Here is a 13799-nt window from a genome sequence, read left to right on the forward strand (position 1 = left end):
CGTCCGAGCGCGCGCGGGGTACGGTCAGGAGTTCTCGTCCCTGATCAGGATGGCGCCGCTGTCGGGGCAGAGCACGACGTCGTCAGGAGCCGCGGCATGCACCGACGCCAGGTCGGACGGCGACAGCTTCATGTTCGAGGCCAGGGACACTCCCCCGACGAGTCGTGCCGCACCCACGCCATAGCGTTCGCGCTGCTTGTCGTAGAGCGTGACGAGATCGGCGGGCAGGGCGGCGACGAGCGTCGCGCGGTCGGTCGCGGCATCCGCCTTCTTGCGCTGGGCGGCGGCGACGGCTTCGTCCCGCTCGGATTCGAGCTGCGCGACGCTCTGCTCCACCGATGCACCGTCGGCATCGATCCGAGCGATCGTGCCCTCGACCTCTTCGATGCGCTCCATGATGGTGAGCTCGATGTCCTCCAGGTCGTTGCGGCGCTTGCGGAGCGCCTCGATCTCGGCCTCGAGTGCCGCGACGTCTTTGACCGACGCCGTGTGCTGCATGCGGTCTTCGTCGCGGGCAGCGCGTGCCTCGACGACCTTCACGTCGGCCTCGAGACGGGCGAGCTCGGCTCGTGCGTCATCGAGCTCGCCGGATGCCGTTCGTCGCCTGTCGCGCACCTCTGCCAGCTGCGGTGCCAGTTCGGCCAACCGCGTCGCCTGCGGCGGGTTCGCGACCGCGCGATTCGCCTGGGTGATCGCGTTGTCGAGCTCCTGCACGCGCAGCAGCTCGAGTTGGTCGCGGGGATCGGCCTTCACTTCACTCACTTCCGAGGGAACCCGGCGGCTCCGTCTGTTCGATCTGATCTACGTTATTGCACCGCATCGCACGCGCGGTCACTGAACGACGACGAAGTCCCACGGATCCGTGCGCAGGTCGCTCACCACGACCTCGAGACCGGGGAATGCGGTCGACAGCTGCCCGGCGGCCGTCTCGAGCCAGAGCCATTCCGCCGCCCAATGCGAGACGTCGATGAGCGCCGGGCCGCCTGAGAGCTTCGCCTGTTCCAGGAACTCGGACGCCGGATGATGGCGCAGATCGGAGGTGACGTACACGTCGGAGCCGAGCACCGCGGGCTCGCGGAGGAAGGCGTCTCCCGCGCCCCCGCACAGGGAGACGCGCTGCACCGCGCGCCGGTAGTCGCCCGCGACGCGGATGCCGCCGGCCGTCGGCGGCAGCAGATCGCCGAGCCTGCGTGCAAGTTCTCCCAAGGTTGTCACCGTGGGAAGGTCGCCGACTCGACCGAGGCCCGACGTGCCGTTCTCGGGGACGAGGGGTCGAGCATCCACGAGTCCGAGCGCGCGGGCGAAGACGTCGGACACGCCATCGGTGACGACGTCGGCATTCGTGTGCGCCGTGACGAGACCGCAACCAGCGCGGATCAACCGTGCGACCAAAGAACCCTTGTACCTGTCTTCCGCGACACTGGTGACTCCGCGGAGCAGGAGCGGATGATGGGCCAGCACGAGCTGGAAGCTGCCGTCGACGGCCTCGTCGACCACGTCGGAGACGACGTCGACGGTGAGCAGAACCCGATCGACGGATGCCGCGGGGTCGCCGCTGACGAGGCCGGGAGCATCCCACGGTTCGGCTCCGGCCACCGGCCAGAGGAGTTCGGTGCTGGTGAGGATTTCGGCGATCGTCGGCACACCGCGAGCCTACGTGGAATGGCGGTGCGGCCGCCGTCATCTGCTGGCGGACTCCTGAGCGGGGACGGCCCGTTGCCCGCTGATCAGCCCGACCGTGATGCCGAGCACCATGGCGATCAGGACGCCGATGTCCGAGGCCGCGAGGGTCCCATCGGGGTCGATACCGAGGAGCCGGTACAGGTACCCCTCCCACTGCAGCATCGGTGCTGCGCCGTGCATGAACCCGAGCCCGATGATCGTGATGAGCACGAGGGCGATCACGTTGACCCATCGCCAGTCCGGATACACGCCGCCGCGGCGGAGCAGCGAGTCGGTCGCGAGCCGCCGCCGTCGCAGCACGAAGTCGCCGAGGAAGATGCCGGTCCACGCCGCGATCGGCACGGCGAGCGTCGTCGGATAGGCGAGCACCAGGGTGCGCACGCCCGAGGTGGCCATCAGGAGGCCGGCCGCCACGAGAGCCGCGACGACACCCAGCGCGAGCACGGAGGCCCAGCGCGGCAGGTGGAATCCCACTGCCTGCACGGCGAAGCCGCCCGAGTAGAGACTCACGATGAGCGCGGACATCAGCCCGACGGCGATCGCTGCGACCACGGGGATCGCGAACCAGTGCGGGGTCGTGTCGACGAGCATCCGCACCGGATCGGCCCCGAATCGCGCGGCCTCGCCCGGCTCCGCTACGGCGACGGCCGCGCCGAACACCACGAGCACGAGCATGGGCAAGGATGCCCCGAAGCCGCCCCAGAGAGCGGTGGGCGTTCCGGCCGAGCCCACTCTCTGATAGCGCGCGAGGTCACCGCTCGCGCTCGCCCACGCCAGCCCGAGGATGCTGAAGACGAGGACGGCGCCCTCGACGACGCCGATCCACGGGCCGAATGCAGCGGAACCCACGTTGCCCCATCCCGACCGCGGCCAGGCGACGACGACGATCGCGACTGCGAGGATGGCCGTTGCGACCAACGCGATCGCCTGCACCGCGGCGACGAGCGAGTAGCCTACGATCGCGACCGCGATGCACACGAGCGCCGCGACCGCGAAGACCGACCACAGCACGAGCGGGCGATCCGCGGTCCAGCCGACGCCGACCGCGGTGTCGGCGACGGCGACGGCGAGCAGCCAGAGCAGTGCAGCGCCCCAGAAGAGCCGAACGATGAGGATGAGCACGGCGGGCACCACGTTGCCCACCACACCGAAGGTGGCACGCGAGACGATCACGGTCGGCTGCCCGCTCCAGACGCCGGCGAGCGAGCCCAGCCCGAGCGGGATGAACGACAGGGCGATGCCGAGCACCGCTGCGATCAGAACCTGCAGCAGATTCAGCCCGGCCTCCACCAGGGCTGCGCCGAGACCGATCACCAGCACGGATGCCCCGGCCGCGAACCACAGCCAGAAGAGCCTGCTCGCGCGGCCGACCCGATATTCCAGGGGTGTCGGCTCGCTGCCCGACTGCTCGACGGCGAACAGCGGCATGGGCTCCGGCATGCCGGCTGTGAGCACGTCTTCGTGCGGGCGAACGCGCGGCGTGGCGATGGGCGCGAGCAGTGAATCGGGCTCGACGAGGTCGTCGGCATCGTCCGTGACGTCGGCGTCCAGTTCGGGCACCCCGGGAATCGGGATCTCCGAGGTTGCGAGGCCGACGTGCTCCTGCGGCGCCGGCGCGCCGACCACGTCCTCGGCGGGTTCCGTCTCCACCCGAGCCGGGGACTCCGCGATGTCCGTCGCAGGCGGCTCGTCCGGGAGCGACGGCGGTGGAGCAGGACGATCGGAGGGCTGGTCGGTTCGGGATGCCGCAGCCTCGTCAGTGGGGGCCGCCGCCTGCACGACGGCGATGGCAGCCGTGTCGCCGCGCCTGACGGCGATCAGCGCCTCGAGGTGTTCGATCGCTGCAAGCGTGTCGCCGCGGTCCGCTTCCTTCGCGATCTCGCGCTCTTCGTCGCTGTGCGGCTCGTACGGCGGCTCCGGCGGCGCCACCGGCATGAAGAGCGACTCCGGACGGATGATCGGCAACGACGCCGTCAACCGAGAGACTTCGTGTTCGAGGGCGCCGGCGAGCTCATCATCGCCGTGGGTCTCTTCATCTTTTCCGGGAGCGGTGGCCGATGGGTCGTCGGAAGGTTTGACGAGGGGCGTCTCCGGCGGAGTGCCGGTCGGTGCAGCAGCAGGCACGAACGTCGAGCGTCGCAGGGCAGGCTCGGGCTCACCCTGGCCGGCCGGCTCCCCCTCGTCGGTGCCCATAGCGTGAGCCTATCGATGGTTGCCGACTGTTCACCGTTGTCCACACCAATTTTCTGTCCGAGCGTTCCTCGCTGCTCGGCGACGGCGACGCTCTTGAGAACGCCTCAGCACGTAGCATCTTCAATCATGGATGCCTCGATCCCGACCCCTTACGAAGACCTCCTGCGCGACGTGCTCGACCACGGCACCGCGAAGTCCGATCGCACGGGGACAGGTACCATCAGCGTCTTCGGGCGGCAGCTCAGATTCGACCTGTCGACGGGATTCCCGCTGATCACCACGAAGCGCGTGCACTTCCGCTCGGTGGCCTACGAGCTGCTCTGGTTTCTGCGCGGTGACTCCAATGTGCGCTGGCTGCAGGAGAACGGCGTGACGATCTGGGACGAATGGGCGAACGACGACGGCGATCTCGGTCCCGTCTACGGCGTGCAGTGGCGGTCGTGGCCCACGCCGGACGGCCGGCATCTCGATCAGATCTCCGCGGTGCTCGAGACCCTGCGGAATGACCCGGATTCGCGACGGATGATCGTCTCGGCGTGGAACGTCGCGGAGATCCCCGACATGGCGCTCGCTCCGTGCCACGCGTTGTTCCAGTTCTACGTCGCAGACGGCAAACTCTCGTGTCAGCTCTACCAGCGCAGCGCCGATCTCTTTCTCGGGGTGCCGTTCAACATCGCGAGCTACGCCCTGCTGACGCACCTCGTCGCCGACCAGGTCGGGCTCGAGGTCGGCGACTTCGTCTGGACCGGCGGAGACTGCCACATCTACGAGAACCACCTCAACCAGGTGCGCGAACAGCTGACGCGCGCGCCGTTCCCCGCTCCGCGGTTGGCCGTCACGCGGCATCCCGACAGCATCTTCGACTACCGCTTCGAGGACTTCGAGGTGGTGGGGTACCAGCACCATCCCGCGATCCGGGCTGCGGTCGCAGTATGACCGTCGCACTCATCTGGGCGCAGGGGCGCGGAGGCGTGATCGGGGCCGGAGGCGGCATCCCGTGGCGGCTTCCGGAGGATGGCAGGCGGTTTCGGCGTTTGACGATGAGCGGTGACGTGCTCATGGGCCGCAAGACGTGGGACTCGCTTCCTGCGCGCTTCCGCCCCCTGCCGGGGAGGCGCAACATCGTCGTGAGCCGCGACCCGTCGTGGACCGCAGAGGGCGCCGAACGAGCATCGAGCATCGAGGATGCCGTCGCTTCTGTCGAGGGAGACGCGTGGGTGATCGGCGGCGGTCAGATCTACGCGCAGGCGATGCCTCTCGCAGACATGCTCGAGGTCACCGAGATCGACGAAGTGTTCACGGGCGACGCGACGGCCCCCAGGATCGGGGACGAGTGGGTGCAGGCCGAAATGGAGCCGCAGCAGGGATGGGCCACCTCGGAGACAGGCCTCCGATACCGATTCGTCGGCTATCGGCGACGCTGATCAACCGTGGTACGAGTTGCGCCCCATCTGGAACGCGGCGGCAATGCCCAGGATGGCGCCGACGAGTCCGACCAGTCCGATGAATCCCCAGAGCAGCGCTTCAACCATGTGCTCCATTATTCCATTGCCTGAAGAGGTCGCGTGACCTCCGCGTCTCTTCCAGGGAATCCCCTCCGATCTCGTTGTCGCCGCGCGCGAGCGGTGGAAGACTCATGACGACCGAAGCCGACCAGGGTGGTCGGCCCGGTGGGGTGAATGAGTCGGACAGTCACGACGATCCAGTCGGCACGTGAACGGTCGCGGGGGCGGCGAGCGGGTCTGAGACGCGCTGCCGTGATCAGCGTCGTGCTGCTGGCGACCTCCTTCGCGGGCGTCGGTGCGGCACGTGCCGACGAGTGCTCCCAGGACTGTTCGACGTCGACTCCCGCGCCGAGCGACACTCCGGCCTCGAGCGACACCCCGACGCCCAGCGGAACCCCTGATCCCACGTCGACGCCCACCCCGACGCCGACGGCGACCAGCACGCCGCCACCGTCGTCCGGCTCGCCCACGCCGACACCCGGACACACGTCTGACCCGACGCACACGGACGCGTCGAGCCCCACGCCTTCCGCGAGCGACTCGGATGCAGCGCCGGCCGCGGCAGCCGGGTCCGGCGTCAGCGCTGTGACGATCGCGACACTCCAATCGGCGGTCACCTCGGCGCAGGCGGCACTCGACGCGGCACAGACGTCGCTGGATGCGGCGAAGAGCGAATACTCCGCAGCAAAAGACGCCTTTGCAACCGCCAAGGCTCTCTACAAGGCGGCCGATGCCGGCGCAGAACGCGCCAAAGTCGCGGCCAAGGCCGCCGCAGCCAAACTGATGCTGGCTCTCCACCAGACGCACTCCGATGCGGCGGTGACGACGTTCGGCGCGATCATGGGCGACGGGTCGTCGGCGAGTGGTGATCTCTTGGACCGACTGACCGCGGCGACCCAACTCGGAGACCTGAACGGGTCGATGACGACGTTGACGGCACGCGCCGTCTCATCCGCCAAGCACGCGAAGAAGGCGGCTGCGCAGGCGAGGGAGGACCGCGCAGCAGTGACCGCGATCCCGCTCGCCGAGAAGCGTGCAGCGAAGGATGACGCGCAGGCCGCGGTGGACGCGGCGAAGGCATCCGTCGACGCGGCTCTCAACGCCATGGTCGCGGCGACGAGCGCGGGCGTCGACACCGGCTTCGTCGACGATTCGCAGCTCGCGCCGGGAACCTGGGTCGATCCGGTGAGGGGCCCGATCACGGACATCTTCGGCCCGCGGCCCTCGCAGCCGGCAGGGAGCCCCGTGTTCCATCCAGGAGACGACATCGGTGCGGCGTGCATGACGGTGATCGTGGCCGCGACCGACGGAGTGGTCAGCTATGCGGGGCCGTACAGCGGGTACGGCAACTTCATCCTCCTCGACCACGCCGACGGCGTGCAGACCGCATATGGGCACATCTCCGACGGCACGATCATGGTGTCGCCTGGCGAACACGTGACAGCGGGTGAGCCGATCGCCCGCGTCGGCAGCACGGGTGAGTCGACGGGATGCCATCTGCACTTCGAGGTGCGGGTGAACGGGACGGCCATCGATCCGATGCCCTTCATGGCGAACCGCCATGTGGTGCTCGGCCAGTCGTGAGTGGGCCCTGCCGGGATCGAACCGACGACATCCACGGTGTAAGCGTGGCGCTCTACCGACTGAGCTAAAGGCCCGCGGGTGCAGTCTATCGGCGGACGCCGGGGCATCCGTCGAACCGACTACGCTGCTCTGAGCTCGTCGAGCGCGATGCGGTAGGCCTCGAGCGTGCGCGCCTCGCCCGGCGCGGTGATGAAGCTCTCCCTGATGATGCCGGTCTCATCGATGAGGAACGTCGCGCGATTCGCGAACCCCTTGTCCTCGAGAAACACGCCGTACTGCTTCGCCGTGTCGCCGTGCGGCCAGAAGTCGCTCAGCAGGCGGAAGTCGTACTTCTCCTGCTCCGCCCACGCCCGCAACGCGAACTTGGAGTCCACCGAGATGCCGATGAGCTCGACGCCTTCGGCACGGAACAGCTCGAGGTTGTCGCGCAGCTCGCACAGCTCGCCCGTGCAGGTGCCGGAGAAGGCGAGAGGGAAGAACACAAGAGCGACCGAACTCTTTCCGCGGTAGTCGCTGAGCCTGACGTGCTCGCCGAACTGGTCGGAAAGCTCGAAATCGGGCGCCTGAGTGTCGTTCTCCAGTGCCACCGTGACTCCTCCCGCGGGTGCGGACATCCATGGTCTTCTCGTGCGCGCCCGGCGGCACGCACGGTTAGACAGCATAGACCGCGGCTCCCCCGATGCACCCGAACCGGCGACGGCTCCGCGCCCCCATCGCCGCTATCGTGGCTGAGGCTAGAGTTGCCTACGGTGTGCCTGCTGTCGCAACCCGACAGATGTGGATGCCGCCCACGATCGATCCACACAAAGAAAGAGGTCGCGGTGACTGTCAACGACCAGGACCCGTACTCGGTGAACTACATCGACTCGGACCCTGAGGAGACCTCCGAATGGCAGGAATCCTTGAACGCTCTCGTCGCCGCGGAAGGCCGGGGACGAGCCAGGGAGATCATCCTCAGCCTGCTCAAACGGTCGAAGGAGCTGCACCTCGGCGTGCCGATGGTTCCCACGACCGACTACGTGAACACCATCGCACCGGAGAACGAACCGGAGTTCCCCGGCGATGAGGACATCGAGCGCCGGTATCGCGCGTGGATCCGCTGGAATGCGGCGATCCTGGTGCACCGCGCGCAGCGCCCCGGCATCGCCGTCGGCGGGCACATCTCCACCTACGCGTCGAGCGCAGCGCTCTACGAGGTGGGCTTCAACCACTTCTTCCGCGGACCGGACCATCCGGGCGGCGGCGACCAGATCTTCATCCAGGGGCACGCATCTCCCGGCCCGTACGCCCGTGCGTTCCTCGAAGGGCGCCTCAGCGCCGACCAGCTCGACGGATTCCGCCAAGAGAAGTCGCATGCCCCCGACGGCCTTTCGTCGTACCCGCACCCGCGGCTCATGCCGGAGTTCTGGCAGTTCCCGACGGTGTCGATGGGACTCGGCCCGATCAACGCCATCTACCAGGCGCAGCTCAACCGGTACCTCACCAACCGGGGCATCAAGGACGCCTCCGACCAGCACGTCTGGGCATTCCTCGGCGACGGCGAGATGGACGAGGTCGAGAGCCGCGGACAGCTTCAGGTCGCTGCCAACGAAGGCCTCGACAACCTCACGTTCGTCATCAATGCGAACCTGCAGCGTCTTGACGGCCCCGTGCGCGGCAACGGCAAGATCATCCAGGAGCTCGAGAGCTTCTTCCGTGGCGCGGGCTGGAACGTCATCAAGGTGATCTGGGGCCGCGAGTGGGACGACCTGCTGGCCCGTGACTCCGAGGGCGCCCTGCTCAACGTCATGAACACCACGCCGGACGGCGACTACCAGACGTACAAAGCCGAGAACGGCGCCTACGTGCGAGAGCACTTCTTCGGCAAGGACCCTCGCGCCCTGGAGCTCGTCAAGGACTACAGCGACGAGCAGATCTGGAACCTCAAGCGCGGCGGCCACGACTATCGCAAGGTGTATGCGGCGTTCAAGGCTGCGCTCGAGCACAAGGGGCAGCCGACCGTCATCATCGCGAAGACCATCAAGGGCTACGGCCTCGGTCCGCACTTCGAGGGACGCAACGCGACCCATCAGATGAAGAAGATGACGCTGGACGACCTCAAGAAGTTCCGCGACTCGATGCACATCCCGATCACGGACGACCAGCTCGCCGAGAATCCGTACCTTCCGCCGTACTACCACCCCGGCGAGAACGACGAGGCGATCCAGTACCTGCTGGAGCGTCGCAGGGCGCTCGGCGGCTTCGTGCCGGAGCGCCGCTCGAAGTACACGCAGATCCCGCTGCCCGAGGATGACGCGTATGCCGTGTCGAAGCGCGGCTCGGGAACGCAGGAGATCGCCACCACGATGGCCTTCGTGCGTCTGCTCAAAGATCTGCTTCGGGTCAAGGGATTCGGGCACCGCATCGTGCCGATCATCCCCGACGAGGCGCGGACGTTCGGCATCGACGCGTTCTTCCCGAACGCCAAGATCTACAACCCCAACGGCCAGCACTACACCTCGGTGGACCGTGAGCTGCTGCTGTCGTACAAGGAGAGCCCGCAGGGTCAGATCATCCACGTCGGCATCAACGAGGCCGGCGCCATGGCCGCGTTCACCAACGTCGGAACCTCGTATGCCACGCACGGCGAGCCGCTGATCCCGGTCTACGTCTTCTACTCGATGTTCGGTTTCCAGCGCACAGGCGACGCCATGTGGGCAGCAGGCGACCAGATGGCTCGTGGTTTCATCATGGGCGCCACCGCAGGCCGCACCACACTGACCGGTGAGGGTCTGCAGCACGCCGACGGACACTCCCCCATGCTCGCGGCGACCAACCCGGCCGTGGTCAGCTACGACCCCGCCTATGCCTACGAGATCGGCCACATCGTGCGTGCCGGGCTCGATCGCATGTACGGCGGAAACCACCCGGATCCCAATGTCATGTACTACCTGACGGTGTACAACGAGCCGATGGTGCAGCCCGCCGAACCGGAGAATCTCGACGTCGACGGCGTCGTGCGCGGCATCTACAAGCTGCGCTCTGCTGATGGCGACGGACCTCGGGCTCAGCTGCTGGCATCCGGTGTCTCCGTGCCGTGGGCACTCGAGGCGCAGGAGCTGCTGGCGAACGACTGGGGCGTGCGCGCGGATGTCTGGAGCGTGACGAGCTGGAACGAGCTGCGTCGCGACGGTCTGGCCGCCGACGAGCACAACTTCCTGCACCCCGAAGAGGAGAAGCTGGTGCCGTACGTCACCGGCAAGCTCGCAGGTGCCGAAGGCCCGTTCATCGCCACGACCGACTACGCGCACGCGGTTCCCGATCAGATCCGCGCCTACGTGCCGGGTGAGTTCGCCACGCTCGGCGCCGACGACTTCGGATTCTCCGACACCAGGGCCGCCGCCCGTCGCTTCTTCAAGATCGACGGTCCGTCCATGGTCGTGCGCACGCTCGAGCTGCTCGCCGCACGCGGCCAGGTCGACCCGAACGCGCCGGCCCAGGCGATCGAGCGGTACCGGCTGTTCGACGTGAATGCCGGCACCACGGGAGTCGCCGGCGGCGAGAGCTAGGCAGCGCACACGTGGCGAAGCCGAGAACCAAGGACGAGACCCTCGCCTGGTTGCGCAAGATCTCCGGTGAGCTCGCGACAGCGACGCTGAAGCGGCTCGAGGACACGCTGCCCTGGTACAGCGACATGCCGCCAGGGCGACGGTCGGCCGTCGGGCTGGTCGCACAGGCGGGCATCACGTCGTTCATCTCGTGGTTCGACGACCCGAGGTCGACGCCGTGGATCGCCGCCGACGTGTTCGGTGCAGCACCCCGCGAGCTGCTGCGGTCCGTGTCGCTGCAGCAGACGCTGCAGCTCATCCGCGTCACCGTCGAAGTCGTCGAAGACCGCGTGCGCTCGGCGGGCAACGAGGAGCTGCGCGAAGCCATCCTGTTGTATTCCCGCGAGATCGCCTTCGCAGCAGCCGACGTCTATGCCAGGGCCGCGGAGGCCCGCGGGCTGTGGGATGCGCGCCTTGAAGCCCTCGTCGTCGACTCGATCCTCACGGGCGAATACGACGACGAGCTGCCGAGCCGCATCGCCGCACTGGGCTGGCACGGGCACGGCGAGGTCAGCGTGCTCGTCGGCACCGCGCCGAAGCAGCTCGACGTCGACCAGCTGCGTCGCATCGCGCGCCACATGAGCGCGGACGTGCTGATCGGTGTGCAGGGATCGCGTCTCGTGCTCGTGATCGGTCGCGCGCAGCCGCGATCGGGCGAGACCGAGGAAGTCGGCCCGTCGAGCGAGATCGGCTTCATGGAGATCGCCCAGCAGCTGGAACCCGGATTCGGACCCGGCCATCTCGTGCTCGGACACGAGGTGCCCGGACTCGTCGACGCGTCCAAGAGTGCTCGTGCTGCCCTCGCCGGCTTCGCCGTCGCCAAGGCCTGGCGCAATTGCCCGCGCCCTGTGCACGCCGACGACCTGCTCCCCGAGCGCGCCTTCGCGGGCGACCCGCTCGCCAGGAGCACGCTCGTCGGCCGCATCTATCGTCCGCTGCAGGCGCACTCCCCCGAACTGCTCAACACGCTCTGGAGCTACCTCGACAACGGGCGCTCGCTCGAGGCGACCGCCCGGGAGCTCTTCGTGCATCCCAACACGGTGCGCTATCGGCTGAAGCGCGTCACGGACGTCATCGGCTGGGATGCCACGGGCGCGCGCGAGGCGTTGATCCTGCAGGCCGCGCTCATCGTCGGCTCCATCAACGAACCGGACGCGCCGACGCGCCGACGTTGACCGGCACTGAGGTCGGTCGACGCTGTACGACACCGACAAACGATCCGACAGGAGTTCATCCATGATCGACACGGAGCACCTCGTGAGGATTGGCAGACTAGTACGGTGATTGTCGTCGCCTGCCCGGGACAGGGCTCGCAAACCCCCGGTTTCCTCGCGCCCTGGCTCGCGAATGATGAGTCGCGTGCGCTTGTCGAGCGCTTCTCCGACGCGTCGGGCGTCGACCTGACGCTGCACGGCACGGAGTCGGATGCCGAGACCATCCGCGACACCGCGATCGCCCAGCCGCTGATCGTCGCCGCCAGCCTGATCGCCCTGCACGCGCTCCGTGCAGCGGCGCCCGACTCCGTCATCGGCGGGATCGCAGGGCACTCGGTGGGCGAAGCCGCCGCGGCCGCCGGCGCGGGCATCCTCTCCGAAGACGACGCGTTGCGCTTCGTGCGGTCTCGTGCGTTGTTGATGGCGGACGCGGCGGCGGCGACGCCGACCGGCATGAGCGCCGTGCTCGGCGGAGACCAGGATGCCGTCGTCGAGTACATCACAGGGTTCGGACTCGAGCCCGCCAACTACAACGGTGGCGGACAGATCGTGGTCGCCGGGGCGCTGGATGCCCTCGCCCGGCTCTCCGAGGAACCTCTGCGCGGAACGCGCGTCGTGCCGCTCCAGGTGGCAGGCGCGTTCCACACGCACTACATGCAGCCTGCCAGGGACGCCCTTGCCGGTGCCGTCGCGGACTTCTCCGTCGCCGACCCGAAGCTGACCATCTGGACCAACCGCGACGGTTCGATCGTCGATTCGGGAGCGTCCTACCTCGGCTTGATGGTGGGCCAGGTGGCCTCGCCGGTGCGCTGGGACCTCTGCATGGCATCCTTCGAGACGGCCGGCATCACGGGGCTCATCGAGCTGACCCCCGGCGGAGCGTTGACCGGACTCGCCAAGCGCGGTCTCAAGGGCGTTCCCGCCGTCGCGATCAAGACCCCCGACGACATTCCGGCCGCAGTCGAGCTGCTGACCGCGAGTGCAGAAAGCGAAGCGTGACACCATGACCGCACCACGGTTGAAGCAGGCGACGGGCCCCCAGTACACGCGCATCCTGTCGTACGGCGCCGCACGCGGCAGCGTGGCCGTGCCCAATGACGACCTCATCGGACCGATCAACTCCTCCGACGAGTGGATCCGCCAGCGCACCGGCATCATCACCCGTGCGCGGGCACCGCACGATGTTCTTGCGCTCGATCTCGCCACGGACGCCGCGCGCGAAGCAGTGGAGAAATCGGGCGTCGCGCCCTCGGACATCGATCTCGTGCTCATCGCCACGATCAGCAATGTGCGCCAGACACCGTCGATGTCCGCTGTCGTGGCGGAGCGAGTCGGAGCGAATCCCGCCGCGGCCTACGACCTCAACGCGGCCTGTGCGGGGTACACGTACGCGATCGCGCAAGCGGATGCCCTCATCCGGGCTGGCGCAGCCCACTACGCCCTAGTGATCGGCGCTGAGAAGCTCTCCGACGTCGTCGACCCGACCGACCGCAGCATCTCGTTCCTGTTGGGCGACGGCGCGGGCGCGGCGGTCGTCGGTCCGAGCGACGAGCCCGGTATCGCGCCGACCGTCTGGGGTTCGGACGGATCGAAGGCCGACACCGTGGGCATGGACCACACGCTCGTCGAGTTCCGCGATGGCGAGGCATCCTGGCCGACCCTGCGCCAGGACGGCCCTTCGGTCTTCCGCTGGGCCGTCTGGGAGATGGTCAAGGTCGCCAAGCAGGCGATCGACGTGGCGGGCATCACGCCCGACGACCTCTCGGCCTTCATCCCGCACCAGGCCAACATGCGCATCGTCGACGAGCTCGCGAAGCAGCTCAAGCTGCCGGAGACCGTCACCATCGCCCGAGACATCGAGACGACCGGGAACACCTCTGCCGCCTCTATCCCGCTCGCGACCCACCGGTTGCTCGTCGAGCATCCCGAGCTGAGCGGCACGCTCGCCCTTCAGATCGGCTTCGGCGCCGGCCTCGTCTTCGGGGCGCAGGTCGTCGTACTGCCCTGACCTAGACTGTTCTGCTGTCACCCGA

Annotated in this window: 11 protein-coding genes and 1 tRNA gene; 7 read left to right on the forward strand and 5 right to left on the reverse strand. The window is 68.0% G+C overall.

Annotated elements, in window-relative coordinates; translation table 11 throughout:
* Positions 1-24: 24 nt before the first annotated feature.
* The 3 genes from FPZ11_RS03090 to FPZ11_RS03100 all read right to left on the reverse strand — a co-directional run bounded on the left by FPZ11_RS03090 (position 25) and on the right by FPZ11_RS03100 (position 3876).
* The gene (locus tag FPZ11_RS03090; protein ID WP_246846504.1) at positions 25-762 is read right to left on the reverse strand and encodes a zinc ribbon domain-containing protein; all 738 of its coding nucleotides are present in this window, start codon (positions 760-762) and stop codon (positions 25-27) included.
* 69 nt (positions 763-831) lie between these two features.
* The gene (locus tag FPZ11_RS03095) at positions 832-1644 is read right to left on the reverse strand and encodes a Nif3-like dinuclear metal center hexameric protein (RefSeq protein ID WP_146318277.1); all 813 of its coding nucleotides are present in this window, start codon (positions 1642-1644) and stop codon (positions 832-834) included.
* Positions 1645-1680: 36 nt separating this feature from the next.
* On the reverse strand, positions 1681-3876 hold the full coding sequence (locus FPZ11_RS03100; protein WP_146318279.1) for a purine-cytosine permease family protein: 2196 nt from the start codon (positions 3874-3876) through the stop codon (positions 1681-1683).
* 126 nt (positions 3877-4002) lie between these two features.
* On the opposite strand from FPZ11_RS03100, the gene FPZ11_RS03105 reads away from it, so the two are divergent.
* The 3 genes from FPZ11_RS03105 to FPZ11_RS03120 all read left to right on the forward strand — a co-directional run bounded on the left by FPZ11_RS03105 (position 4003) and on the right by FPZ11_RS03120 (position 6965).
* Positions 4003-4812: a thymidylate synthase gene (locus FPZ11_RS03105; protein WP_146318281.1), complete on the forward strand. Its 810-nt coding sequence runs from the start codon at positions 4003-4005 to the stop codon at positions 4810-4812.
* A complete protein-coding gene (locus tag FPZ11_RS03110) occupies positions 4809-5300 on the forward strand; it encodes a dihydrofolate reductase (protein WP_146318282.1) in 492 nt (163 codons plus the stop codon). The genes FPZ11_RS03105 and FPZ11_RS03110 overlap by 4 nt, the downstream gene beginning before the upstream one ends.
* Before the next feature lie 333 nt (positions 5301-5633).
* Positions 5634-6965: a M23 family metallopeptidase gene (locus FPZ11_RS03120; protein WP_168203724.1), complete on the forward strand. Its 1332-nt coding sequence runs from the start codon at positions 5634-5636 to the stop codon at positions 6963-6965.
* A 1-nt stretch (position 6966) separates the two neighbouring features.
* Here the strand turns inward: FPZ11_RS03120 and FPZ11_RS03125 are convergent.
* A tRNA-Val gene (locus FPZ11_RS03125) sits at positions 6967-7039 on the reverse strand.
* Between the two features lie 45 nt (positions 7040-7084).
* Positions 7085-7552, reverse strand: coding sequence for a peroxiredoxin (locus FPZ11_RS03130; RefSeq protein ID WP_146322663.1), 468 nt, complete (start codon positions 7550-7552; stop codon positions 7085-7087).
* A 234-nt stretch (positions 7553-7786) separates the two neighbouring features.
* Between FPZ11_RS03130 and aceE the strand changes: the two genes are divergently transcribed.
* The 4 genes from aceE to FPZ11_RS03150 all read left to right on the forward strand — a co-directional run bounded on the left by aceE (position 7787) and on the right by FPZ11_RS03150 (position 13774).
* Positions 7787-10513, forward strand: coding sequence for a pyruvate dehydrogenase (acetyl-transferring), homodimeric type (gene aceE / locus FPZ11_RS03135; RefSeq protein ID WP_146318288.1), 2727 nt, complete (start codon positions 7787-7789; stop codon positions 10511-10513).
* 11 nt (positions 10514-10524) lie between these two features.
* Complete coding sequence (locus FPZ11_RS03140) at positions 10525-11727, forward strand: PucR family transcriptional regulator (protein WP_146318290.1); 1203 nt, start codon at positions 10525-10527, stop codon at positions 11725-11727.
* 105 nt (positions 11728-11832) lie between these two features.
* Positions 11833-12765, forward strand: coding sequence for an ACP S-malonyltransferase (locus FPZ11_RS03145; RefSeq protein WP_146318292.1), 933 nt, complete (start codon positions 11833-11835; stop codon positions 12763-12765).
* A gap of 4 nt (positions 12766-12769) precedes the next feature.
* On the forward strand, positions 12770-13774 hold the full coding sequence (locus FPZ11_RS03150) for a beta-ketoacyl-ACP synthase III (RefSeq protein WP_146318293.1): 1005 nt from the start codon (positions 12770-12772) through the stop codon (positions 13772-13774).
* Positions 13775-13799 lie beyond the last annotated feature (25 nt).

The organism is Humibacter ginsenosidimutans (genome assembly GCF_007859675.1).
Classification (GTDB): Bacteria; Actinomycetota; Actinomycetes; order Actinomycetales; family Microbacteriaceae; genus Humibacter; species Humibacter ginsenosidimutans.